Below are 24,023 nucleotides of genomic sequence, written 5' to 3'. Positions count from 1 at the left end.
TCAATCAATCCGCTCGACGGCGACGAAAGTCGAAGACAGTGCCGGATTCTGGGACAACGGATCCAGGTTGTCGTTGGACACGAGCAGATTGCGGTTGGTGCCGAAGGACTCCGGCGCGCCACCGTTCACAGGGTCGAAGATCCGTGATCCCCAACCGTGCTTCATGACCACGACACCGGGCCGGGGCGCGTCACTGATCTGCACGGTCGTCTCCAGGGAGCCCACCGTCGAACTGATCCGGACGCGGTCACCGTCGACGACCCCTATCTCGGCGGCGTCCTTCGGATGAACCTCGACGTCGTTCCCGCGGTCCTTCTTGTGCAGCCCGGGAACCTCGTTGAGCCAGGAGTTCATCGAGTGCCTGCTGCGCTTGTTGGAGAGCTGGAACGGGTAACCCGCCGGTGCCTGCGGACGCGGCGACCGCAGCTGACGCCGGCACTCATCGACGAACTGCTTCGGCGCAGCGTGGATCTTCTTGTCCGGGGTGAGCAGGTTGTTCTTCAGATGCCCGAACTCCCGCTCCCCGAACACCCAGCCGTGCGGGTGATCGAAGATCTCCTTGTACTTGATTCGCTTGCTCATCCTGACCATCAGTCGGTCGATCCACGACGGGTGGAAAGCCAGCCCCGGCCTATTGAGGATTCGGGACAGTGCCCTAGTCGTCTTCACGAACGTGTTGACCCCGCGCATCCCCAAAAGCGGCCTGCGCATCGCCAGCGTGAGATCGGTGAAGAACTCCCACTCATTGCGTACCCCGGGTGGGGCGTCCACGGCGCGCCGCCCGTACTGGACGTACGGCATGTCGTGGAACTGGTTGGTCAGCGTCCAGAGGTCGTCGCGTTCGAGCCAGTGGGTACCGGGGATGAGCCAGTCCGCATGGCGGTGGCTCTCCCGTTGCACCAGATCGACGGCGACGAGGAATTCGAGATCCTCCAGTGCCCGGTCGAGTTTGGCACCGTCGGGACCGGCGATCACGGGATTCCCGGCATCGATCACCATCGCGCGGATTCGGCCCTCACCCGGGGTGAGGATCTCGTCGGCTAGTTCGGCGAGGGCGTGCGCACCGGCCACCGTGGGTCGGCCGGCGACCCGGCTGATGTGGCCCGTCTTCGGAAACAGTCGGGGGGCGAGCCCGGAGACGTTGACGAATCCGGGGTTGTAGAACTGGCCGCCGGGCCGGTCCGCCCGCCCGGTCACGTGCACCAGCAATCGTCCCAGCCACTCCCCGATCGTGCCGGTGACGTGGTGTGACACACCAGTTCTGGTGACCAGTTGCGCGGTGCGGGCGGTGGCGAACCGACGGGCCAGATCCTGGATGGTCTCGACCGAGATATCGCAGCGCGCAGCCAGATCCGCCAGATCCGCCTCCGCCACGAGATGCCGAACATCGTCCATCCCGTTGAGTTCGGCGCAGTCGGCGGTGTGTTCCAACCCCTCATCGAGGATCACCTTGAGCATCGCGAGCAGCAGCGCCCAGTCCTGGCCCGGCCGGATCGCCAGATGCTCGGAAGCCGCGGCAGCGGACTCGGTCCTGATCGGGTCGACGACGACGATGGTGGCGCCCTGCGACTGGCGGTCCAGCATCCGCCGCCACCCACCCGGGACGATTTCGATCCACAGTGATGCGCTCACAGCGGGATTGCTGCCGACCACGACGAAGAAGTCGCAGTCATCGACATCAGACACCAGCGCCAGCCAGGGCGACCCGTACAGCTCCTCCGCGACGAGATGGAAGTTGTTCTGATCTGTGGAGCCCACGTGGTAGCGCTGACGGGTCCCGATCGCATCCAGGAATGCATTGAAAAACGGGACGTTCCAGGGGTTTCCACCGCCTGGGTTGCCCCAGTAACTGCCCACGGAGTCGGGGCCGTCGCGGTCGATGATCGCGTTCAGCCGCGTGGAGATGTCGCGGATGGCCTCATCCCACGTCGCCTCCACGTACCCCGTACCAACGCGTCGCATCGGTGCGGTGATCCGTCGGGGATGTGAGATCACCTCTCCCGCAGTGCGTCCCTTCGCACAGAAGTCATGGCGGGTGTGCGGGTTCTCCTTGTCCGGGGCGATCTTCGCCACTTTGCCCTGGTCATCGAGGGTCACGGTCACGCCGCATACGGCGAGGCAGTACCGGCAATGAGTGGTGATCGTCTTCGAACCGTCGTCGGCAGTCATCGCGGTTGGCCCACTCCCTCTTTCGCACTGTTGAGTCGCAGGAACATGACGCTAACTTATCGCGGTGTTAAGTGACTCGTCAACGAGGAAAACCGCGGTGGATTGGCCTCCGATGCAATGCCGAAACTTTCTATTGACGACCACTTAACAGAGTGATAAGTTTCGCTTGGCGGCGCGACGTGCACCGTCGACGGCGACAGACGGTGCGCCGGCGGTTCTTGGGGTCGCCCGGCCCCTGCGTGTTCGATGACCGTCACGTGAGACAGGGACGGAGCTGACGATGATCACCATGGAACCGGTGCCCGCGGACTCGTCAGAGCTGCGGAATGCCTACGGCTGCTTCCCTTCCGGGGTGGCAGCAGTGTGTGCGCTCTTCGACGGTCAACCCGTGGGGATTGCCGCAAGCTCGTTCACGTCGGTGTCGATTGACCCGCCACTGGTGTCCGTGTGCGTGCAGAACAGTTCGGCAACCTGGCCGCTCCTGCGTGGCCGGCGCAGGCTGGGCTTGAGCGTGCTCGCCGAGGAACAGCACAGCCAATGCCAATCGCTGGCGATGAAGAATGGTGATCGGTTCGCCGATGTCGACTGGGGCACAACCGAAAACGGCGCCGTGTTCATCAATGGTGCGAGCGCGTGGCTGGAGTGCTCCATCCATTCGGAGGTGCGTGCCGGCGACCATGCGATCGTGCTGCTCGAGATCGCGGGGCTGCGCGCCAACCCCGACGTTGCACCGCTTGTCTTCCATCTCAGCCGGTTTCGTCGGCTCGCGGTCGCGTGAGATAGCCAGGAGGTGACCTGACATGAGGGCACAATCAACGTCGATAGGCCCCGGAGCCGCGGTCGATGCCGCGGTGGCTGCGTTGGCTGAGGGCCGGATGATCGTTGTCGTCGACGATGAGGACCGCGAAGACGAGGGTGACCTGGTCGTGGCGGCGGACCTGGTGACCGAGGAGCAGATGGCCTTCCTCGTCACGCACACGACCGGAATCGTGTGCGTGCCCCTCAGCGATGACCGCGCCGACCGGCTGAACCTGCCGCTGATGGTGGCCCACAACGAAGACACCCATGGCACCGCGTTCACCGTTTCGGTCGATCATGTCGACACCGGGACCGGAGTGTCGGCGCGTGATCGCGCCCGCACTGCACGCGCCGTCGCAGATCCGACGACAGCCCCGTCGGATCTGCGACGGCCCGGACACGTCTTCCCGCTGCGCGCGCGGGCCGGCGGGGTGTTGGTGCGGCAGGGACATACCGAAGCCGCCGTCGACCTACTGCGGCTGGCCGGACGTCCCGAAGTCGCGGTGATCAGCGAGATCGTCGACACCGACGGCTCGATGCGGCGCGGCGAGAGGCTGCGGGCATTTGCCGACGAACACGGTCTGCCGATGGTGTCAATTGCCGAATTGGTCCGCCATCGCAAGGCCACAGAGCGGACTATCGAGCCCATCTCCGAGTCGGCGCTGCCCACCCGTGCCGGCTCCTTTCGCGCTGTCGCCTACCGCAGCACGGTCGACGGGCTTGAGCACCTGGCGTTGGTACTCGGCGACGTTGCGGCCGCCGGACGCTCGTCGCACGGCGTGCTGGTTCGAGTGCACAGCGAGTGCCTCACCGGAGACGTGCTCGGCTCACTGCGCTGCGACTGCGGCGACCAACTCGACAGCGCGGTACAGGCCATCGTGGACGAGGGCTGCGGGGTCCTGGTCTACCTGCGTGGCCATGAGGGCCGCGGAATCGGGTTGGCGCACAAGATACGTGCGTATGCCCTCCAAGACGACGGGATGGACACGGTAGAGGCCAACCTCGCGCAGGGACTGCCGGTGGATGCCCGTAGCTATGGCATCGGGGCGCAGATCCTCGCCGATCTGGGTGTTCGCCGGCTTCGGCTCATCACCAACAACCCCGCCAAATATGGCGGGCTGGACGGATTTTCCCTGACGATCGTCGGGCGCGTCAGCCTGCCGACCACGGTGACCGACCAGAACCTGCGTTACCTGAGCACCAAACGGGACCGCATGGGACATAACCTGCCCCCAGCGCTGACGGCGCCCTGACCGCGACGCGCTTCACTGGATGCTTCACGGCATCGGCCTGGCTGTCGGGTCACGCCGGGATAACAGTCAGTCAGTCGACCTCAGCCACGAAGGCCAGCCGGCCTACGGTGCTTCCCTCGCCGAGGCGCGCAAGGCCATCAGGGACATCTGACAGCTCAAGTCGTTCGCCGACAAGCGGTCTGACCACGCCAAGGTCCGCCAACCTGGTCAACTCCTCGTGGCACTCTCGAACGGGAGCAGAGTTCTTGGTGTTGTACAACCCCCAGTGCAGGCCAATGATCGAATAGTTCTTGACCAGTGCATGGTTGAGGCCGGGTGCCGGAATGGTTCCACCTGCGAAACCGATGATGAGTATGCGTCCCTCGAACGCAATGCACTTCGTCGACTTCGTGTACGACTCGCCGCCGACCGGGTCGAACACCACGTCCGCCCCGCGACCACCGGTGACATCCTTGACCACTTCGACGAAGTCCTGTTCACGGCGGTCCACCACGATATCTGCTCCGAGTTCGGCAGCGTAGGCAGCTTTGTCGGCACCCCCGACGACCCCGATCACGGTGGCTCCGGCTGCCTTGCCCAACTGCACGGCAGCGCTACCAACACCGCCTGCCGCCGCGTGCACCAGCATTGTCTCGCCCGGTTGCAATTGCGTGCGGCGGTGCAGCGCAAACCAGGCAGTCTGGTAGCCGACGGTCAGTACCGAAGCCTCTGCATCGTCCAACGACCGCGGCGCGAGGAAAATGGTTGATACCGGCATGATTGCCGATTCGGCGAATCCGCCGTGCTCCTGAGTGGCGACGCCGATCACCCGATCACCGATATTGAAGTCGGACACCCCGTCGCCCAGCGCCGTTATTTCACCGCATAGTTCCAAGCCGGGAGTGAAGGGCAGGGGAGGTTTCACCTGATACTCACCGAGGCACAGCAGTACGTCGGCGAAGTTCGCGGCGGCCGCAAGTACCCGCACCCGCACCTGCCCGGGCGCTGGTTGCAGCTCATCTACTTCGTGGAGTCGAAGCACTTCGCGAGGCTGACCCAATTCTTCAACACGCCAGGCCTTCATAATTCTCAATCCCTTGGTTCAAACATCTTTTGGTTCGAAAGTGGCACCGATTCGTCGGACGACTGCCGCAACTGGTTTCGAAGCGACGCGATCAGCTTCGGCTTCGATCCGTTCAGCGAGGTACCTCAACACATCTAATATGAAGTTGACGTCAAGTTCAAGTCGGTGGTCCGCCCGACTTTCGGCGAATTCCTCAGGGGTCCGCTGCCACCGATACGTAGCCCTCGGGCGAGCGAACTCTGTTGATGCACAACGACTTCAGCGCAGAACTAGGTAACTCCCTCATCGCCGGGGTAGATTCACCTGTTCACCGTCCGCCTCGGGCACGAGCAAGCCGGCCAGTCCAACCTCGACCGACCTGGTGACGGCCACTGGGAGCAGATCGAGTTCACTCACTTGGCCATCTCCTTCCATGGAATGTCCTTGTCGACACGGGGTTCGCTGGGCAGACCCAACACCCGCTCGGCGATGATGTTGCGCAGGATCTCCGATGTGCCGCCCTCGATAGAGTTGCCCTTGGCGCGCAGGTAGCGGTAGCCCGCGTCGCGGCCGCAGAGATCGACGCTGGTGGGCCGCACCATCGTCCAGTCCGAGTAGTGCAAGCCCTCCTCGCCGAGCAGCTCCAGCTCCAAGCCCGTCAACTGCTGGTTCAATGAAGCGAACGTCAGCTTCATCGCCGACCCCTCGGGACCGGGCTGACCCAGCGCGAGTTTCTGCCGCAACCGCGTCCCGGCGAGGCGGGCCACCTCGGCATCCACCCAGTGCCGCATCAGTCGGTCGTGCAGCTCCGGCGTCCGTTGCTCGGGGCGACTGCGCCACGTGTTGGCGACGACACCGATCAGCCCGCCTTCGCGCGGGGTCGCCTGACCGCCGATGGCCACCCGCTCGTTGTTGAGCGTGCCATTGGCCACTGCCCAACCCTGACCCACGTCACCGAGCCGCTGGCTGTCCGGGATCCGCACATCGGTGAGAAAGACCTCGTTGAATTCCGCCTCCCCGGTGATCTGCCGCAGTGGGCGCACGTCGACACCGGGAACATTCATGTCACACAGGAAGAACGTCATTCCGCGGTGTTTGGGGATGTCGGGGTTGCTGCGAGCGAGCAGGATCCCGAACCGGGCGTTCTGTGCGTCCGAGGTCCACACCTTCTGGCCATTGACCACCCACTCGTCACCGTCAGGCACGGCACGGGTGGCGACCGCTGCGAGGTCCGAGCCGGCGCCGGGCTCGCTGAACAACTGGCACCAGATCTCCTCCCCGGTCCACAACGGTCGCAGGTAACGCCGCTTCTGTTCCTCGGTACCGAAGGCCAGGATCGTCGGCGCCGCCATACCCAACCCGATGATGTTCGATTCTGGTCTATTGTTCGGCGCGCCAGCCAGATCCAACAATGCATCGACCTCGGGTTGCCAGGCCGCGGGCAGGCTCAAGCCACCGTGCCCCTCGGGATAGGACACCCGAGCCAGTCCGGCGTCGAAGCGGGCGCGCAGGAAGTCCACTCGCTCCGTCGTCTCAACATTGTGGGCCGCCAGGAACTCCTCGACCCGTCCTCGTAACTCGGCTAGCGTCATCGTTTCGGGACCTCTCTCGTCGCTCACGTGTCACCAGTGGTGAGGCTCACGCCGCCGTCGACGACGACCGTCTGGCCTGTCATCCAGGCCGAGTCCTCGGACAGCAGGAACGCCACCACGCTGCCGATATCGTCGGGTTCACCCAGCCGCTTGAGCGGGTAGGCCGCCGCCACCGTATCCGCGCGACCCTCGTACAGGGCTGCGGCGAACTTGGTCTTCACCACCGCCGGCGCCACCCCGTTTACCCGGATGGTCGGGCCGAGCTCGACGGCCAGCAGTTCGGTGATCGAGTTGAGCATCGCCTTGGTGGCGCCATAGAACCCGATGCCCGGTTCGGTGCGAATCGCCGAGAGCGAGGAGACGTTGACGATGACACCGGCGTTGTCCCTCATCCACGCCCGGTGGACCTTTTGCACCCATGACAACGTGGAGATGCAGTTGACCTCGACGATCTTGCGCGCCGCAGCAAGGTCGAGCTCCAGCACCGGACCATAGGTCGGGTTGATTCCGGTGTTGTTGACTAGAAAGTCGATGCTACCGAAGGACGAGATCGCTTGGCGGACAGCGTCGTCCTGATGTTCGAGATCATCAGCCTTACCGGCTACCGCCAGGGCATTCTCTGGGCCGCCCAGCTGCGCGACAGCGTCATCGAGTGCGTCTTGGCCGCGGGCGGTGATGACCACCTTCGCGCCGTCGGCCACCAACCGTTCCGCGATCGCCAGACCTATACCGCGGCTAGCTCCGGTGACGATTGCGGTCTTGTCGGCGAATCGGTTGCTCACGACAGGCGTTCGAGGATCATGGCCATGCCCTGGCCGCCGCCGACACACATCGTCTCCAGTCCGAACTGCTTGTCATGCCACTGCAACGAGTTGATCAGCGTGCTGGTGATGCGGGCACCACTCATGCCGAAGGGGTGGCCCACCGCAATCGCGCCACCGTTGACGTTGAGCCGCTCGAAGTCCAGACCCAGTTCACGCGCGGACGGAACCACCTGCGCGGCAAAGGCCTCATTGATCTCCACCAGATCGATATCGTCGATCGTCATACCCGCGCGAGCCAGCGCTTGACGGGACGCCTCCACCGGCCCCAACCCCATGATCTCCGGGGACAGACCCGAGACCCCGGTGCTGACGATGCGCGCCAACGGCGTGAGGCCAAGCTGCTTGGCCCTGGTGTCGGACATGATCACGATCGCGGCCGCACCATCGTTGAGGGCACAGCAGTTACCTGCGGTGACGGTGCCATCGGGACGAAAAACCGGCTGCAGCGAAGACAACCCCTCCACAGTCACCCCCGCGCGCGGCCCGTCGTCCCTGCTGACCACCGTGCCATCAGCCAACGTCACCGGCGTGATGTCGCGCTCCCAGAAACCACTGACAATCGCGGCTTCGGCACGGTTCTGACTACGCACCGCGAAGCAGTCCTGCTCGCCACGAGTGACACCCGCGAACTGCGCGACGTTCTCCGCGGTCTGCCCCATGGCGATGTAGACATCGGGCAACAAACCCTCAGCCCGGGGGTCGACCCAGCTCTGCCCACCGGCAGCGAAGGTCACAGTCCGCGCCTTGGCGGCATCGAAGAGTGGGTTCTCGGTATCGGGCATGCCATCGGCGGCACCCCTGGGAAAGCGACTCACCGTCTCCACGCCCGCGGAGATGAACACCTCACCCTCCCCCGCCTTGATCGCGTGAAAGGCCATCCGGGTGGTCTGCAGACTGCTCGAGCAGTAGCGATTGACGGTCACACCGGGCAGATAGTCCATACCTGCAAGTACCGCAACGGCTTTACCGAGGTTGTAGCCCGCCTCACCCGCGGGCTGGCCACAGCCCAACATCAGGTCATCGATCGCCTTCGGATCCAACTCCGGCACCTTCGCCAAGGCCGCCAACACCATCTGGACAGTCAGGTCATCCGGACGCATATCCTTCAACGATCCCTTGCCAGCCCTACCGATCGGCGACCGGGCAGTCGAGACAATCACGGCTTCGGGCATCCACGCTCCTTTGAAGTTTCCAGACAGGCGCTCGGCCAAACAGATGTAGACGTCACCTGCCGATGTTCCAGAGTGCTCGAAATCGCGTCGATGGCCTAACTTCTCGCGAACTTTTGCCCCGGATGGGGGATGCCGTGTCCCACGGCTCAGGAGCGACCTACGGAGATGTGGCGGAATCCACAATGCCGCGAAGGAGGATGTCGCTCATAGCTTGTCCGATTTCGGCGCCGGTCAGCTCACCGCCGGGGCGGTACCAACGGTGCATCCAGTTGACCGCGCCAAGGACCGTATAGGTCACCATCCGAGCGTCCAGGTCAGACTTGAACTCCCCGTTCCGAATTCCGTCTTCGACGATGGCCCGGACTGCATTCTCGAAGCGTCGGGCACTGTCCAGGAAGACCTCCTGCAGTTCGGTCCCCGAGGAGCTGAGCCAGCGAGCGTCTTCCTGGACGTAGATGTTGAGAAACGGGTACTGCTTTTGGTAAGACATGGCCAGCAATTCGACCACCTCAGAAATTCGATCAATCGCTGGATCCCGCTTGGCCGCCACCGCTTCGGCACCGTCGACATTGAACTCGGTGCTCTGGCGCACCAGTTCCAGGAAGATCTCTTCCTTCGTCGCGAAGTAGTAGTAGATGTTGGACTGGCTGATTCCGAGATGGTTGGCGATGTCGGTGATGCTCGTCCCATTGAAGCCGTTGAGTGCGAACACCTCGGCGGCCTTCGCAAGAATCTGCGAGCGCTGTTCCAGCCACGCCGGGCTGCGTTCCTTGCGTGCCAGTTCACGTCGTTGCGCGATCTTGCTGGGCTGGCGGGCCTTCGACTCCTTCATGAGTCAGCTTTCTCGTCGTTCGGGACTTGTCTGGAGCACGCCTGTGGATCGCGAAGTGCAGTGATGGCTCGCAGAGCCGTCATCAGCATGTCTTCCATGCTCTCATTGCCTGTCCCGCCCCAGGGCACCAGATGACGGCGATTCGACCCGAGGCTTGAGATCGCTTCTCGGGCCGGTCATGTCCCGGTCGGTGCGGGCCGGCCGCGGTCGGGGCGCACGGGTACGCCATCGCCACCGCCAATGTCGCGCAGCGTCAGGGCTTTACGGGCGCCGGTTGCCGATTCACCGGTTCGCAGCGCAGCGTCGATGGTCATGGAGGCAGAGGCTACCGGCCACCGCGCCGCCGGTCAATATATGTATTGACCGGCTCAGCCGGTGTTGCTCAGCCGGTCGTAGGTCGCGGCGCTGTTCCCCTGATCCCGCAGCAGGTGCTTTCGCACCCGCGATGTTGGTGTCTTCGGCAGCGCGTCCGCAAGCTCGAGATAGCGCGGTTGCATGAACGCGGGCAATCGATCGCTGAGGAACTCGGCCACGGCCGAGAGCCGGATCTGCGCGCCGGCCTCGGCAACAATGAAGACCTTCACCTCGTCATCGCCCGCGTACTCGCCGGGATGGGCGACACAGGCCACCTCGTCAATGCCGGGGAACGCCAGCACTTCGCGCTCGACCTCGAAGCTTGAGATGTTCTCGCCGCGTCGGCGCAGCGAGTCCTTGTAGCGGTCGTGGAAGTAGTAGAAGCCGTCCGCGTCAACGCTTACCGCGTCCCCGGTGTGGTACCAGCCATCGCGCCATGCATCAGTCGTCGCATCGGCGTCGCCTTGGTAACCGAGCGACATCAAGGTCCGCTCGCTCGAGCGCACGATCAACTCACCTATCGCGCCTGTTGGCACGTCCTGACCCTCGTCGTCGACAATCCGCGCATGGAAGCCGTCGCGCACGGTTCCGCAGCTGCCCCGGGGCACCGACTGATCGATCACCTTGGTGATCACCATGCTCGTCTCCGTGGAACCGTATGCCGTGCACAATCCGCGCAATCCGAACCTCTCGATGAAGCCGGCCGTGTCGCCTGGCAGCGGGGCTGCGAGGAGGAACTCCATGCTGTGGTCGCGGTCCTCGGCCGACACCGGTCTGGACTCGAGATACTGAGCGACAGTGCCGGGGGCGACGGCGAAGGTCGAGCCGAGTTCCTTGGCGGTCCGCCAGTAGGAGGACATTGCAGGTGACCGCCGCACGACAATGGTGCCGCCCAGCCGCATCATCTGAACCGACGGAGCGAACGCCGAGAGGTGGAACCATGGCAGATCGGCCTGGAAGACCGAGTTCTCGGTGAGGCCGGCCCCCTCGATCAGCCAGTCGACGACGCCACAGAAGTACGCGTGGGTGCTGATCGAAGCCTTCGATGGCCCCGTCGTCCCGGAGGTCAGCAGTAGACAGTGCGGGTCCGACGGCAGTACCACCGGAGGCGGCGGCGCCGGTGCGGCGCAAACCCCGGCGAGCGCGCCGGGCGCGATTCGTCGCGGCGCCCAGAGTGGCGGAAGGTTTTGCGCCTCGGCGTCCTCGGCAACCACGACGGCAGGATCGATCCGGTCGCACGCGTTGCTCAGCATCTCCCCGCGGTACGTCGGATTGACCGGAGCGATAACGGCCCCCAGCAGGGTCGCCCCCCACCAGGTTCGGATCCACCCCTCTCCGTTCGGCAACAGAATCATCACCCGGTCGCCCGGCCCGACGCCTTGCTCGGCGAGAACAGCTGCCGCGCAGCTGCCGGCATCAAGGCTGTCTTGCCATGTCCACGTCACCCCGCCTTCGAACTTCACCAACGGGCGGCCCGGCCAGGCCGCCGCCCCACGGAGCAGAAGTTCGAGGATGGTGTCGGATTCGGACATGTGGGCTCCTCCTGCGGCGATGGCTCCCAGCGAGCCTACGGTGTTGTCGACAGTCGAGTTGCGGCCAATTCAACCTGGCTGGGTGAGGTGCGACCAACACGGCCCTTCCCGCCGGAGGCTATCCGACGGGAAGTTGCCGCGTGAGTGTGACTGTAAGGATTGACTTCTGAGGATCCGAGCAGGGACTAGTGGAAGTCCATCCAGTGCCCGTGAGGGGTCCAGCCGACCGCGAAGGGCAGCTCGATCTTGGCGATGGGGCCCGACGGCAGATCGTCGGCGTTGAAGATCATGAAATCGGTGTTCCGTTCGTTGAAATACGACACCGGGGTGATGAGGTAGCCGTCGCCTTCTAGGGCGTCCGGAGTCCTTGGCACGAACACCGATTCGTACACCCCGATCGGACGGTCATGCTTGATGGTGTAGCTGTCCTCTTTGCCGGTGTGGACGTTACGCCGCATCACGGTGTTCATCCGCATGCCGTCCTTGACCGGTTCGCCGGCGGTGTAGAAGCCCCACTCGTAGGGCTTGCCCCAGAACCGCTCGTCGATCTTGGGCAGCTCCGCCGGGGTGTCGCTGAGATGTTCGCTGGTCGCCCTGCCCTTCTCCAGGTCCAGAACCCAGCGCCCGATGCAGGTGGTACCGACCTGCCAGAACGGGATGAACGGTCCACCGGGAGGGTACAGCTCATCAGTCTTGAAGGGCGGGGTGTTGAAGATAGGCCCGTCGAGCACGATCTTGCCGTCAATCTCGTTGGCCGACAGGGTGTGCATGATGTACTCGGGCTCGAAATCGGCCTCGATCCACTGCACCGGACCATCGATGTCATCACGCCGGATCACAGCGATCACGGTCGGCAGGCTGGCATCCCAGCCATAAAGCCCACGCCCCTGGGCGATCCGCGCCCGGTCCTGCAGGAACGGCGCGAACGCCACGATGGCGTAGTTCTCGGTGATCCACATGTCGTGGGCGATCGCACAGTACGGGCCGTCATCGAGGTGGCGGGTGCGCACCACACCGTCGGTGGTGACAACGTGCACGCTGATGAAGGGCTTGCGGTCGCGGTAGGTGCAACTCCACAACTCCTCCTTCACGTCATCCCACTTCGGGTGCGGCCCGAACGCCCCGTCCCCGAAGCACACCTTCTCGAACAGGCCATCGGAGAGCTGGCTCGACCACGGGACGATTCCCTTGGTCTCCAGGGTGATTGGGTCTAGGGCGATGGGCGGGCAGCCCTGCTCCGAGAGCGCCAGGATCTCGCCGTTGAAGGGCATCGCGTTGATATTGGCCACGCCCTGGGGGATGCCCGCGTTGTGCTCGTCGCGGATGGCATCACCCAGGCCCCAGCCCCGCCAGTCACCGAATTCACCGTCGGCGTAGGAGAACAACGACCGGCCCGCACGCTCCTCGGCGACGAACTTCGGCGTACGCACCCAGCGATTGCGGAATTCGACCTTGCCGTCGCGGATCACCAAGCCCTGCACCATGCCGTCGATCGTGTAGACCGTCTCGAGGCCCTGCTTGTTGGGGCGGCGCCACGTCGGGCCGTTGCGGTAGAAACCGCCCTCCAGCCCCTCCGGCAGTTCACCCGAGACGATGCAGTCTTCGATCGTGGCTTCGAAACGCATGGGCCGGTACGGCCCTCGCTGATTCGCGGGAACACCCATAGAGATCCAACTCCTTTAACTGAGGCATTAGGACACGCCGGCAGGCCGCGCCCGTGGCGTTGGCTGTCAATAGCATTATTGACAGCAGTCGGGTTGGGTGTCAACCCTCAAGTGCGCGAACAGATGAACGCGTGGCGCAGGCCTGCTGCACTACCCCGTTTGGGTGGCATCAACCCACAAGAAAGGACCCGGTGGTGGAGAGCATGCTCCCCACCACCGGGTCCCCTGGTTCCCTCTAGTGGAAGTCCATCCAGTGCCCGTGCGGGGTCCAGCCGACAACGAAGGGCAGCTCGATCTTGGCGATGGGGCCCGACGGCAGATCGTCGGCGTTGAAGATCATGAAGTCGGTGTGCCGTTCGTTGAAGTAGGCCACCGGGGTGATGAGGTAGCCGTCCCCCTCGGGGGCGTCCGGAGTCCTTGGCACGAACACCGATTCGTACACCCCGATCGGACGGTCGTGCTTGATGGTGTAGCTGTCCTCTTTCCCGGTGCGGACGTTGCGGCGCATCACGGTGTTCATCCGCATGCCGTCCTTGACCGGTTCGCCGGCGGTGTAGAAGCCCCACTCGTAGGGCTTGCCCCAGAACCGCTCGTCGATCTTGGGCAGCTCCACCGGCGTGTCACCGAGACGTTCGCTGGTCGCCCTGCCCTTCTCCAGGTCCAGGACCCAGCGCCCGACGCGGCTGGTGGAAACCTGCCAGAAGGGGATGAACGGTCCACCGGGACTGAAGAGTTCGTCGGTCATGAAGGGCGGCGCGTCAAAGATCGGCCCGTCGAGCACGATCTTGCCGTCAATCTCGTTGGCCGACAGGGTGTGCATGATGTACTCGGGCTCGAAATCGGCCTCGATCCACTGCACCGGACCATCGATGTCAGCACGCCGGATCACCGCAATCACGGTCGGCAGGCTGGTGTCCCAGCCGTAGATGCCACGGCCCTGGGCGATGCGCGCCCGGTCCTGCAGGAACGGCGCGAACGCCACGATGGCGTAGTTCTCGGTGATCCACATGTCGTGGGCGATCGCACAGTACGGGCCGTCATCGAGGTGGCGGGTGCGCACGACGCCGTCCAAAGTGACACAGTGCACGCTGATGAAGGGCTTGCGGTCGCGGTAGGTGCAACTCCACAACTCCTCCTTCACGTCATCCCACTTCGGGTGCGGCCCGAACGCCCCGTCCCCGAAGCACACCTTCTCGAACAGGCCATCGGAGAGTTGGCTCGACCACGGGACTATTCCCTTGGTCTCCAGGGTGATTGGGTCTAGGGCGATGGGCGGGCAGCCCTGCTCCGAGAGTGCCAGCACCTCGCCGTTGAAGGGCATCGCGTTGACAGCACTGACACCCTGGGGGATGCCCGCGTTGTGTTCGTCGCGGATGGCGTCGCCCAGCCCCCAGCCCCGCCAGTCACCGAATTCGCCGTCGGCATAGGAGAACAACGACCGGCCCGCGCGCTCTTCGGCCACGAACTTCGGCGTACGCACCCAGCGATTGCGGAATTCGACCTTACCGTCGCGGATCACCAAGCCCTGCACCATGCCGTCGATCGTGTAGACCGTTTCCAGGCCCTGCTTGTTGGGGCGGCGCCACGTCGGGCCGTTGCGGTAGAAACCACCCTCCAGCCCCTCCGGCAGTTCCCCCGAGACGATGCAGTCCTCGATCGTGGCTTCGAAACGCATGGGCCGGAATGGCCCTCGCTGATTCGCGGGAACACCCATAGAGATCCGCCTTCGCTCGCGCAACGAAGCAGCGACCGTCCCCGCCCGTTGTCAATGCCATTATTGACACGGTCCACGAGCCGTGTCAAGGCTGCGGTTCAGCGCACGGGCGTCAGTACGAATATTGGTATCTGTCGATCGGTACTGCGCTGATAGTCGGCGTAGTCGGGCCAAGCTGCCACCGCGCGTCCCCACCAGAGTTCCCTCTCCTCGCCGAGAACCTCGTGCGCGTCATAGTCAGCACTTACTGTCCCGTCTTGCAACTCGACGCGAGGGTTCTTCTTGACGTTGTAGTACCAGACCGGATTCTTGGGTGCGCCACCCAGCGAGGCGACGATGGCATAGTGGCCTTCGTACTCGACTCGCATCAACGGGACCTTGCGCAACTTACCGGTTTTGGCGCCCACGCTGGTCAACAGGACGACCCGCTTGCCTTTCAGTACAACCCCCCGAGTGCCACCCGAGTCCAGGTATTCCTCGGCGTTCTCGCGGGCCCAATCCCACGCGCATGGTTCATATTCTCCGACAAGTGGCATGCGGCCAGCGTAGTCGTGCATCGCCGTTCGCACCGGGGTTACCGGTTGCTGGCCGTTCGAATCGTATTATGCAACAACAGTTCACACGTCTTCGGTCCCGAGTCGTCGCGACCTTGGCCACGTCGCCGTTGCCATCGGCCGTACCGGCATCGTGACCTACCGTGGACATGGCGATACCGTCCTGACCGAGGCCGCCGGACCGTGCCGGCGTCGAACTCATACCTTTATTCGCGTTGATCGGCCTCGCGCGGTGGCCTTTTCCACGCTGACACACCACGAATGGTGCACGCGCAAAGGACCATTGCGCGTGGTCGTCACCAGCCCCGGCAATCCGTGAATTCAGGTAGTCCGGACCCCCGAAAAGGATCAGTCGTCGTAGATGATGACGCCGCGGAGGTTCTTACCCTCCCGCATGTCGCTGAAGGCCTGGTTGATGTCCTCTAGGCGGTAGGTCTGCGTGATGAGCTCATCGAGCTTCAGTTTCCCACCGCGGTACAGATCGCAGATCCTGGGCACGTCGTTGCGCGCGATGGTGTCTCCGTACAGCGAGCCCTGAAGTCTCTTGCCGGACATGGCGACTGAGAACAGATTGATCTTGACGTCAAGCTGCGTCGCAGGTGCGGCGGAGGTCAGGACCATGACACCGCCGGGACGCGTCATCACTTCGGCACCCTCCAGCAGATCTCCGGTCATTATTCCAACAGTGATGATCACCCGATGCGCGCCTTGACCATTGGTCAGCTGCGCGAGTATGGGCCCTGCTTCCTCATAGCTGGCCACCGCATGCGTGGCGCCGAACTCTTTGGCCTTGTCACGCTTGAATGCCACCGGATCGATCGCGATGATGTCGCGGGCACCCTTGTGCACCGCGCCCTGGACTGCGTTGATCCCGACCCCGCCGATACCGATGACGACGACGGTGTCACCCAACTGCATATCAGCCGCGTAGACCGACGAACCCCAACCGGTCGGCACACCGCACCCGATCAGGGCAGCCTTGTCCAGCGGAATGTCCTTGCCGATCTTGGTGACCGCATTGACAGGAGCGCACACATACGGCGCGAAGGTTCCGAGATAGGACATACATCCCACGCCCTGACCGCGCGCGTGCACGCGGTGCGTCCCGTCCGGTGCGACACCGCCGAGGATTCCCGCGCCGAGCACACACAAGTTGCCACGGCCGGACGCGCACAGGTCGCAATGCCCGCAGGCCGGCAGGAATGACATCACCACGTGGTCGCCGACAACCAGGTCGTCGACGTCGGGTCCCACCTCGACGACGACGCCCGCGCCCTCGTGACCGCCCAACAGCGGCGCAAAGGGTATCGGGATCACTCCATCGTCGAAGTGGTTGTCGCTGTGACAGATACCCGAGGCCGCCAGCTTGACCAACACCTCGCGCCGTTTGGGAGGATCGATTTCGATCTCCTCGACGCTCCAGCCGGAATTGGTGCCCGGCTCCCAGAGCAACGCGCCTTTGGTCTTCATTCGGTTCTCCTCTGCCTGGACTCGCTTGTCACCACTGGATCATCTTGGTTTCGAGGTACGCGGCGATCCCTTCGGGACCACCCTCACGACCGTGACCCGACTGCTTGAAGCCGCCGAAGGGCTGGGATGCACAGACCGCGTGGCTGTTCACGAAGATCTGACCGGTACGGACCTCACTGACGACACGCTTCGCCACCTGTTGGTCATTGGTGTACACCGAACCGGACAGCCCGTACGGCGAATCGTTGGCGATGTCGATCGCCTCGTCGAGGCTGCCGTAGGAGATCATCGAGATGACCGGGCCGAAGATCTCCTCGCGAGCAATCCGCATGCTGTTGTCGACATCGGTGAACAGGGTCGGCTCGATGTAGAAGCCCTTGCCCAGGTGCGCCGGCCGACCGCCGCCGCAGGCAACCTTCGCGCCTTCCTGCCGACCGATCTCGATGTAGCCCTCCACCCGGTCGCGCTGACGCTCCATGGCCAGCGGGCCCAGCATGGTCGCTGGATCGAAGGGGTCGCCCACGACCATCCCGCTCATGGCGAACGCCATTGCCTCGGCGAATTCTGCGGCACGCGAACGCGGGACCAGCACCCTAGTGAGGGCGGCGCATATCTGCCCGGAGTGGCCGATACCACCGGCGAGCAGGGTCGGCAGTACATCGGCGAGTTCCGCGTCCTCGGCGATGATCGCGGCCGATTTGCCACCGAGTTCGAGGGATACCCGGGCAATGCGTTCGCCGCAGATGCTCGCGACCCGCTTCCCGGCGTCGGTGCTGCCCGTAAAGGTCACCTTGTCCACGTCGGGATGCCGAACAAGGTGCTCACCCACCTCGCGCCCGGCCGGCAGAATACTGACCACACCCTTGGGCACCCCGGCGGCTTCCAGACATTCGGCCAACATGTATGTCGTGAGCGGCCCTTCGGGTGCCGGCTTCAGCACCACGGTGCAACCCGCTGCCAACGCGGATCCCAGCTTCAGCGCGGCGCCTCCGACGGGGGCATTCCACGGGATGATCGCACCGACCACCCCGACGGGCTCGCGGACAATGCTGACGTTCGCATCACCATCGACGCGATCCTCGATGAAGGGCACCTGCTCGTGCAGTCGCGCAGCCTGCCGGAACATCTGGACGGCCATCGCGTGCAGCGGTCCGCCCAGCCCCACCGGGGCACCGATCTCGGCGGCGAACACCTGGGCGAAATCCGGTACCCGCTTTTCCACCTCCTCGGCGATCCGGTTCAGTAGTTGGCTGCGCTCCTCGGGACTGGTCTTGCGCCAGGTTCCTTGGAAAGCCTGCCGTGCCGATGCCACCGCTCGATCGACGTCCGCAGGAGTTGGTTCCGGGACGCGTGAGATGAGTTCCTCCGTGCTGGGAGAGATCACCTCGATGTGCGCATCGCCGGCCGGCTCAACCCATTCGCCACCCACAAACAACTTGTCGAAACTGGGGACCGATTTCTTGTTGAGTACTGACGTCATCGAACGCTCCTCTGCGCGGTTGGTGCCGGTTGGTCTGGCTGTGGCCGCCCGAGCGCTCGGGCCATGTTCCGATGCGCCTCGGTGACCGAGGGCTCGTTCTCACCGATGAGCAGGCTGTCGCGCAGGCCGCTTTGGATCGCCTTGTTGATCCCGGGCACCTGGGCGTAGTCCTCCTCCTCAAGTGCAACCCTGGCCAGTTCGTAAAACGGGCCGACGGCGGCGCGTTCCTCATCCGACATATTGGCCTTCAACATGATTCGGTTGTCGGTCAACTGCTGGTCCGGTTGCCGCCCAGGGAACAGCCGCGTGACGAATCGGATATCGGCGAACTCCGGTGCGGTGATGATCGTGTTAGGCCACAGGTAGAGCACGGTGTTGTACGGAGCGCTGGCGAGGCCGTCGAGCACTGCCTCCACATCAGGTTCCGTTGCCATCTCCTTGACCACGTTCATCGACCAGGTGGTCCGGAAATGACGCCCCTCCGGCCCGAACGCATCATGGGTGGAGACGTTGCCGATGAACGACGGGGCCAGGGTCCGGGCATGAACCGTCTTGACGTGATAGCTCTCCAGGTAGCCGCACAACGCCACCTTCCAGTTGACATCGTGGGGCAGTGTCTGCAACTCCTCAACAGCGAAGGTGTCGAAATTGCACATCTCCAGCTCAGCCGCGAAGTCCCCGAGAAACGTGTCGATGTCCATCTCGACCTTCGGGTCGAGCACCACGAAGATCAACCCGTACCGTTCCGCGCAGGGAAGTTCCACCAGCCCGTAGTCACAGAAGTCGATATCGCCGAACTTGCCCGGCTGGGTCACCGAGAGCAGCTCTCCGGCCGGACTGTAGGTCCAGGCGTGGTACGAGCAGCTGATCCGTTTCTTGATCTCACCGTCACCCTCGAGGAGCTTGGCTCCGCGGTGTGAACAGGAGTTCAGGAATGCCTTCATCGATCCGTCGTCCTGGCGGACCAGCATCACAGGCACATCGAACAACAGCTCGGTGCGATAGGTCCGCGGGCCCGGCAGCTCAACGGACGTCGCCGCCACGATCGGCACCGCGTGCATCAACGCCCGCTCAGCGGCCGCCAACTCAGGATCGAGATACTCACTGGCCGGCACTACACGAGCGCCATCAGGATGGATGTCTGTGGTCCCCGCCCGCACATGCTCTATATGGCGCAAAGTCAGTGCGCGGCGCGTCAGCCCCGCGAGATCACCGGTATTCGTTGCGGACTCGATGGTCATGCCGGGCTACGCTACCGCTCCACAGCAACATTCGTCAATACAATTATTGACGACTGTCGGTGTTGACTGTTTGGATCAGCCCAAGCCGGGACCGACACGCCCCACGCTCCCACGGGCCACCCCGAGGCGGACGACACAGACTCGGCAGTGATCAACACCGATGACGGTGGCCAGCCGGGACCCTCGCCCACGACGGCAGTCCATGCGACCAAAACGGCTCATCACTACTGCCGGCAGCATGTGCACGCAGCACCAATGAGCTTCCGTTCCCGTCCGCGACGCCAAGAGGAGTCAAGCGCCACATGAATATTCGCCTTGATCGCAGCAAGTGCCAGGCTCACGTTCTGTGCTATGCGGTCGATCCTGGGCTCTTTCCGATCGATGACGACGGGTACTCGACCATGACCGAACGCAGCATCGAGCCAGGCGACGAGCAGGACGCGCTCGCTGCTGTTGCGGCCTGCCCCGAAGATGCGCTCATCATTCGCATGGATTGACCCTCGAGAATCCGGCGGTCGCGATACCCGACCGTCGCGACCCGATCCAACGAACACGATGCCGAGTACGGTCCAGCAAATCTCTCGCTACGTCGACTTCGCCAGTCTCAAGATGGACCACTTCCTCGCGGGAGACGACCTGGTGATCGCGCTGGGCAGCGTGGTGTGGCGGGGCCTCGATGCTGGCTCCTACTGCAAAAGATGCTGCGGCGTAGTCATTGCTTCGGACTATTCAGCACGCCCACAGATGAGAGTGGCGGCGCTACAGAGCTTTACGAGAGTCCGAGGTTGACCGATCGGCGGTAGGGCATAGTGCCGACCGGTCAGCCTCGAGCGTGTCTTCGGGAGACTAGTTGACGCCGGCCAGACTCGCGGCGGCGGCCGCGCTCGCCAGCCCATCCCCTACCTGCAGAACCAGCTTGCCGGTGTTGGCACCGTCGAAGAGCATGTTCATGGTGCGCCCGTACGCCTCAATGCCACCGGTCTCCACCTGTTCGTGAGTAACCACATCACCGCGGCGAATCCAGTGCCCCAGCGCGGCATACGCCTCTGGATAGCGGCGCGCGAAGTCGAAGACGATGAAACCGGTCAACGATGCCCGCTTCATCAGCAGCTGCATGTAGCGCGACGGTCCTGGCTGGGGATCGGTGGCGTTGTAGGAGGAAATGCCGCCACACAGTGCCACTCGTGCACCACGACGCAGATGGCCCAGCGCCGAGTCCAGGATGTCGCCGCCGACGTTGTCGAAGTACACGTCGATGCCCTTGGGCGCGGCCGCTCTGAGGGCCTTCCCGATCGAACCGGCCTTGTAATCGATGGCGACGTCGTAGCCGAGTTCGTCGGTGAGCCAGGCACACTTCTGCGGCCCACCGGCGATGCCGATGACTCGGCAGCCGGATACCTTGGCGATCTGTCCGGCGATGCTGCCGACCGCGCCCGCCGCACCCGAGATCAGCACCGTGTCACCGGGTTTCATCCGGCCGACGTCGAGCAGCCCGAAGTATGCGGTCAGTCCCGGGAAGCCAAGGGCACCCAGCCAGGCCGGCGCCGGTGCCAGCGACTCGTCGACGTGCATGACGTCTTCGCGACCGTCGGATACAGCGTATTCGCACACGCCGAACATTCCGGATACCAGTTCGCCCACTTGGTATTTCGGGTGGTTCGACGCGTACACGCGGCCGACGGCGTGGGCGCGCATGACGGCACCGATCTCCACCGGCGCCACATAGGTCGGAACCGCGCCGATCCATCCGCGCATGGCCGGATCCAGCGACACGTACTCCACGCGGACAGCGAATTCACCCTCGCCGGGTTCGGGAATCGACTCGGTGGTTATCTGCCAGGTGGAGTCGTCGGCTCGGCCCACTGGGCGTTTCGCGAGTCGGACTTGTCTGTTCACTGTCATCTCCGTTTTGGGTATGGGTGTTCAACCCGGCCGCCGATGAGTCATGCTGGCCGAGCGGTGGTTTGGGTGGCTATTTGCCGGACGGGACGGGCTGGTCTGGGTTGGGACGCCCCAGCGCCCGTGCCATCACCCGATGCATCTCGGTGACAGATGGCTCGTTCTCGCCCACCAGTAACCTGTCCCGGAGGCCACTGCGGATCGCCTTATTGATCCCGGGCACCTGACCGTAATCCTCTTCCTCCACGGCCGTCCGCGTGACCTGCTGGAATGGCTCCACCATCGCCCGCTGGTCATCGGACATGTGCGCCGGAACCATTGTCCGATAGTGGGTCATCTGCTCGTGCGGCTGATGACCCGGGAACAACCGATTGATGAATCGGATATCGATGAAATCGGGTGCCGTGATCACGGTGTTCGGCCACAAGTACAGCACCGTGTTGTAGGGCGCATACTGCAACCCATCAAGCACCGACTCCACATCGTCGGCCTCGGCCATCTGCACAACTTCGTTCATCGACCATGTGGTCCGGAAGTGACGCCCATCCGGGCCGAACGCATCATGAGTGGACACATTGCCGATGAAGGCCGCCGCCAACGTCTTCGCGTGCACCACCTTGACGTGATAGCTCTCCAGGTACCCGCACAGTGCGAGCTTCCAGTTCACCTCGTGGGGCAACGTCCGCTCGTCGGCAACCGCGAAGGTGTCCAGATTGCACAGCGCCAGCTGCTGTGCGAAATCGCCTAGGAATGCATCGATGTCCATCTCACCCTGCGCGTCGAGCATCACGAAGATCAATCCGTAACGCTCCGCGCACGGCAACTCCACCAACCCGTTGTCACACAATTCGACCTTGCCGAACTTGCCGGGCTGCGTCACCGACATCAAGTCGCCGCTCGGCGAGTACGTCCACGCGTGATACGAACAGCTGATCCGCTTCCCGACCTCGCCCGCACCCTCGAGCAACCGCGCCCCACGATGCGAACACGAGTTCAAGAACGCCTTGACCGACCCGTCATCCTGACGCACCAGCAACACCGGCACATCGAACAACATCTCCGTGCGATACGACCGCGAACCCGCCAACTCGCCGGACATCGCCGCCACCAGCGGCACCGTGTGCATCAACGCCCGCTCCGCAGCAGCCAACTCCGGATCTAGATACTCGCTGGCGGGTACCACCCGCACCCCATCAGGATGGGCATCTGTAGTGCCCGCCCGTACATGCTCGATATGGCGCAGGGTCAGCGCCCGCCGCGTCTCTGCCGCCAAATCGCCGGTACTCATTGTGGACTCGATCGTCATGCCCGGCGACGCTACCGCCATCCGCATCGTTGGTCAATAGATGTATTGACGAACGGTGGGGACAGCAGCGCCCGCGCAAGCCGCGGTGGCTCAGCCCCTCAGAGGTCTCGGCGCTTCTGCTTGCGTCCGGCCGGCTTCACTGGAAGCTTCAGCGCATTGACCCAGAGTTTTGTGACGACCTCGACGACCTCGTCAAGGTCGCGCTCCCCGATGACGAGGACCTCCATCGCCATTCGACTCACCATGCCGGACAGCGCATAGGACGTCAGTAACGGATCCAGAGTCGGGTCCGCGAGGCCGCGTGCTTGTAACTCAGCAATACGACGGGCATTTCGTTGCGCGAATTTCTCCGACCGGCGCCGACGCAACTCTTCGAAGTCGGCGTCGATCGTAGCGACCTGCCGCATAAGCGCCATCAGCTTTGCGTTACGCAAATACGCTACGAGATAGGCGCGGTTGCTGACCTCTATAACTGCCGCAGGGTCATCGTCGTCGGCGACATGGGCCATTCCGGGGTGCAGCATGTCGTCCTGCGCCGCTTCCAACACCTCGGCGAAGATCTCCTCTTTGCTTGAGAAGTAGGTGTAGAAGCTGCCGGCCGAGCAATTGGCTTCTGCGGTGATATCGGTCAGTCGGGAGCCAAGGAATCCATCGCGCTCGAAAACCGTTCGGGCTGCCGTCACCAGCGCCGCGCGTGTGCGCAGACCGCGGGCCGTACTCGGCAACTCCTTCACTTAAGTGCCATCAGCAAGCGCCAGAACATCTTCGCCGATATCCGCCGCATTCCGCTCGCACACAAGTCAAGTTCTACTTGAATCGGGATTCAGGATGCAACCTTGCACCAGATGCGCGCAGGCCCTTGTTCGCCCGCCCAGTAGATACGAACTCGCACCCAACCTGATGGTTGGGTGCGAGTTTGTGTCTGGTCGTGCTGGGAGTGGTTAGAGGGCTTTGAGTTCTTCGATGACCTCGGAGACCGATTTCTTGGCGTCCCCGAACAGCATTGAGGTGTGGTTGAGGAAGAACAGCGGGTTCTCGATGCCGGCGTACCCCGAGGACATGGAGCGTTTGAGCACGATCACCGAACGCGACTCGTCGACGTTGAGGATCGGCATCCCATGAATCGG

At 63.7% G+C, this 24,023-nt stretch carries 21 protein-coding genes; 3 read left to right on the top strand and 18 right to left on the bottom strand.

From position 1 onward, the window contains the following. Positions 1-2,169: a molybdopterin-containing oxidoreductase family protein gene (locus tag ACZY0X_RS30570; protein ID WP_463775754.1), complete on the bottom strand. Its 2,169-nt coding sequence runs from the start codon at positions 2,167-2,169 to the stop codon at positions 1-3. A gap of 280 nt (positions 2,170-2,449) precedes the next feature. Between ACZY0X_RS30570 and ACZY0X_RS30565 the strand changes: the two genes are divergently transcribed. Together ACZY0X_RS30565 and ACZY0X_RS30560 are read left to right on the top strand one after the other, a co-directional pair. After that, positions 2,450-2,947: a flavin reductase family protein gene (locus ACZY0X_RS30565; protein WP_463775753.1), complete on the top strand. Its 498-nt coding sequence runs from the start codon at positions 2,450-2,452 to the stop codon at positions 2,945-2,947. 22 nt (positions 2,948-2,969) lie between these two features. Then, on the top strand, positions 2,970-4,220 hold the full coding sequence (locus ACZY0X_RS30560; RefSeq protein WP_463775751.1) for a bifunctional 3,4-dihydroxy-2-butanone-4-phosphate synthase/GTP cyclohydrolase II: 1,251 nt from the start codon (positions 2,970-2,972) through the stop codon (positions 4,218-4,220). 70 nt (positions 4,221-4,290) lie between these two features. Here ACZY0X_RS30560 and ACZY0X_RS30555 read toward each other — a convergent pair whose 3' ends face one another. The 13 genes from ACZY0X_RS30555 to ACZY0X_RS30495 all read right to left on the bottom strand — a co-directional run bounded on the left by ACZY0X_RS30555 (position 4,291) and on the right by ACZY0X_RS30495 (position 19,691). Continuing rightward, positions 4,291-5,283, bottom strand: a complete 993-nt coding sequence (locus tag ACZY0X_RS30555) for an NADPH:quinone oxidoreductase family protein (protein WP_463775750.1) — start codon at positions 5,281-5,283, stop codon at positions 4,291-4,293. 392 nt (positions 5,284-5,675) lie between these two features. Further along, positions 5,676-6,854, bottom strand: a complete 1,179-nt coding sequence (locus ACZY0X_RS30550) for an acyl-CoA dehydrogenase family protein (RefSeq protein WP_463775748.1) — start codon at positions 6,852-6,854, stop codon at positions 5,676-5,678. Between the two features lie 23 nt (positions 6,855-6,877). Next, positions 6,878-7,636 carry an SDR family oxidoreductase gene (locus ACZY0X_RS30545; RefSeq protein ID WP_463775747.1) on the bottom strand — a complete coding sequence of 253 codons (759 nt, stop codon included), beginning with the start codon at positions 7,634-7,636 and terminating at the stop codon, positions 6,878-6,880. Next, a complete protein-coding gene (locus ACZY0X_RS30540; protein ID WP_463775746.1) occupies positions 7,633-8,850 on the bottom strand; it encodes an acetyl-CoA C-acetyltransferase in 1,218 nt (405 codons plus the stop codon). Before ACZY0X_RS30540 ends, ACZY0X_RS30545 begins: the two co-directional genes overlap by 4 nt. Before the next feature lie 157 nt (positions 8,851-9,007). Further along, positions 9,008-9,682 (bottom strand): TetR/AcrR family transcriptional regulator, encoded by a 675-nt coding sequence (locus tag ACZY0X_RS30535; RefSeq protein ID WP_463775744.1) that lies wholly within the window; start codon positions 9,680-9,682, stop codon positions 9,008-9,010. Between the two features lie 176 nt (positions 9,683-9,858). Then, on the bottom strand, positions 9,859-9,996 hold the full coding sequence (locus ACZY0X_RS30530; protein ID WP_463775743.1) for a hypothetical protein: 138 nt from the start codon (positions 9,994-9,996) through the stop codon (positions 9,859-9,861). A gap of 54 nt (positions 9,997-10,050) precedes the next feature. Further along, on the bottom strand, positions 10,051-11,568 hold the full coding sequence (locus tag ACZY0X_RS30525) for an AMP-binding protein (RefSeq protein ID WP_463775741.1): 1,518 nt from the start codon (positions 11,566-11,568) through the stop codon (positions 10,051-10,053). Positions 11,569-11,753: 185 nt separating this feature from the next. Further along, positions 11,754-13,232 carry a carotenoid oxygenase family protein gene (locus ACZY0X_RS30520; RefSeq protein ID WP_463775740.1) on the bottom strand — a complete coding sequence of 493 codons (1,479 nt, stop codon included), beginning with the start codon at positions 13,230-13,232 and terminating at the stop codon, positions 11,754-11,756. A gap of 235 nt (positions 13,233-13,467) precedes the next feature. Next, positions 13,468-14,907, bottom strand: a complete 1,440-nt coding sequence (locus tag ACZY0X_RS30515) for a carotenoid oxygenase family protein (RefSeq protein ID WP_463775738.1) — start codon at positions 14,905-14,907, stop codon at positions 13,468-13,470. Positions 14,908-15,044: 137 nt separating this feature from the next. Continuing rightward, the gene (locus ACZY0X_RS30510; protein ID WP_463775736.1) at positions 15,045-15,482 is read right to left on the bottom strand and encodes a nitroreductase family deazaflavin-dependent oxidoreductase; all 438 of its coding nucleotides are present in this window, start codon (positions 15,480-15,482) and stop codon (positions 15,045-15,047) included. A 366-nt stretch (positions 15,483-15,848) separates the two neighbouring features. Next, on the bottom strand, positions 15,849-16,970 hold the full coding sequence (locus tag ACZY0X_RS30505) for an NDMA-dependent alcohol dehydrogenase (protein ID WP_463775735.1): 1,122 nt from the start codon (positions 16,968-16,970) through the stop codon (positions 15,849-15,851). 28 nt (positions 16,971-16,998) lie between these two features. After that, entirely contained in the window at positions 16,999-18,450 is a 1,452-nt protein-coding gene (locus ACZY0X_RS30500) for an aldehyde dehydrogenase (RefSeq protein ID WP_463775733.1), read from the bottom strand. Continuing rightward, entirely contained in the window at positions 18,447-19,691 is a 1,245-nt protein-coding gene (locus ACZY0X_RS30495) for an aromatic ring-hydroxylating oxygenase subunit alpha (protein ID WP_463775731.1), read from the bottom strand. Before ACZY0X_RS30495 ends, ACZY0X_RS30500 begins: the two co-directional genes overlap by 4 nt. Before the next feature lie 302 nt (positions 19,692-19,993). Between ACZY0X_RS30495 and ACZY0X_RS30490 the strand changes: the two genes are divergently transcribed. Continuing rightward, a complete protein-coding gene (locus tag ACZY0X_RS30490) occupies positions 19,994-20,188 on the top strand; it encodes a ferredoxin (RefSeq protein ID WP_463775729.1) in 195 nt (64 codons plus the stop codon). Positions 20,189-20,537: 349 nt separating this feature from the next. Here ACZY0X_RS30490 and ACZY0X_RS30485 read toward each other — a convergent pair whose 3' ends face one another. The 4 genes from ACZY0X_RS30485 to ACZY0X_RS30470 all read right to left on the bottom strand — a co-directional run. Further along, entirely contained in the window at positions 20,538-21,593 is a 1,056-nt protein-coding gene (locus tag ACZY0X_RS30485; RefSeq protein ID WP_463775728.1) for an NADP-dependent oxidoreductase, read from the bottom strand. A gap of 70 nt (positions 21,594-21,663) precedes the next feature. Continuing rightward, positions 21,664-22,896: an aromatic ring-hydroxylating oxygenase subunit alpha gene (locus ACZY0X_RS30480; protein WP_463775726.1), complete on the bottom strand. Its 1,233-nt coding sequence runs from the start codon at positions 22,894-22,896 to the stop codon at positions 21,664-21,666. A 98-nt stretch (positions 22,897-22,994) separates the two neighbouring features. Further along, positions 22,995-23,630, bottom strand: coding sequence for a TetR/AcrR family transcriptional regulator (locus tag ACZY0X_RS30475; protein ID WP_463775724.1), 636 nt, complete (start codon positions 23,628-23,630; stop codon positions 22,995-22,997). Between the two features lie 207 nt (positions 23,631-23,837). Beyond that, on the bottom strand, positions 23,838-24,023 hold a 186-nt coding region (locus tag ACZY0X_RS30470; protein ID WP_463775649.1), incomplete at its 5' end, for an NAD(P)(+) transhydrogenase (Re/Si-specific) subunit beta.

It is taken from the genome of Mycobacterium sp. IDUB_39, assembly GCF_055419205.1.
This window is presented reverse-complemented; position numbering and strand designations above follow the sequence as displayed.

Excerpts from the sequence above, each read along its gene's own strand:
- ACZY0X_RS30570 (WP_463775754.1), bottom strand. The coding sequence starts at position 2,169 with ATGACTGCCGACGACGGTTCGAAGACGATCACCACTCATTGCCGGTAC.
- ACZY0X_RS30565 (WP_463775753.1), top strand. The coding sequence starts at position 2,450 with ATGATCACCATGGAACCGGTGCCCGCGGACTCGTCAGAGCTGCGGAAT.
- ACZY0X_RS30560 (WP_463775751.1), top strand. The coding sequence starts at position 2,970 with ATGAGGGCACAATCAACGTCGATAGGCCCCGGAGCCGCGGTCGATGCC.
- ACZY0X_RS30555 (WP_463775750.1), bottom strand. The coding sequence starts at position 5,283 with ATGAAGGCCTGGCGTGTTGAAGAATTGGGTCAGCCTCGCGAAGTGCTT.
- ACZY0X_RS30550 (WP_463775748.1), bottom strand. The coding sequence starts at position 6,854 with ATGACGCTAGCCGAGTTACGAGGACGGGTCGAGGAGTTCCTGGCGGCC.
- ACZY0X_RS30540 (WP_463775746.1), bottom strand. The coding sequence starts at position 8,850 with ATGCCCGAAGCCGTGATTGTCTCGACTGCCCGGTCGCCGATCGGTAGG.
- ACZY0X_RS30535 (WP_463775744.1), bottom strand. The coding sequence starts at position 9,682 with ATGAAGGAGTCGAAGGCCCGCCAGCCCAGCAAGATCGCGCAACGACGT.
- ACZY0X_RS30530 (WP_463775743.1), bottom strand. The coding sequence starts at position 9,996 with ATGACCATCGACGCTGCGCTGCGAACCGGTGAATCGGCAACCGGCGCC.
- ACZY0X_RS30525 (WP_463775741.1), bottom strand. The coding sequence starts at position 11,568 with ATGTCCGAATCCGACACCATCCTCGAACTTCTGCTCCGTGGGGCGGCG.
- ACZY0X_RS30520 (WP_463775740.1), bottom strand. The coding sequence starts at position 13,232 with ATGGGTGTTCCCGCGAATCAGCGAGGGCCGTACCGGCCCATGCGTTTC.
- ACZY0X_RS30515 (WP_463775738.1), bottom strand. The coding sequence starts at position 14,907 with ATGCGTTTCGAAGCCACGATCGAGGACTGCATCGTCTCGGGGGAACTG.
- ACZY0X_RS30510 (WP_463775736.1), bottom strand. The coding sequence starts at position 15,482 with ATGCCACTTGTCGGAGAATATGAACCATGCGCGTGGGATTGGGCCCGC.
- ACZY0X_RS30505 (WP_463775735.1), bottom strand. The coding sequence starts at position 16,970 with ATGAAGACCAAAGGCGCGTTGCTCTGGGAGCCGGGCACCAATTCCGGC.
- ACZY0X_RS30500 (WP_463775733.1), bottom strand. The coding sequence starts at position 18,450 with ATGACGTCAGTACTCAACAAGAAATCGGTCCCCAGTTTCGACAAGTTG.
- ACZY0X_RS30495 (WP_463775731.1), bottom strand. The coding sequence starts at position 19,691 with ATGACCATCGAGTCCGCAACGAATACCGGTGATCTCGCGGGGCTGACG.
- ACZY0X_RS30490 (WP_463775729.1), top strand. The coding sequence starts at position 19,994 with ATGAATATTCGCCTTGATCGCAGCAAGTGCCAGGCTCACGTTCTGTGC.
- ACZY0X_RS30485 (WP_463775728.1), bottom strand. The coding sequence starts at position 21,593 with ATGACAGTGAACAGACAAGTCCGACTCGCGAAACGCCCAGTGGGCCGA.
- ACZY0X_RS30480 (WP_463775726.1), bottom strand. The coding sequence starts at position 22,896 with ATGACGATCGAGTCCACAATGAGTACCGGCGATTTGGCGGCAGAGACG.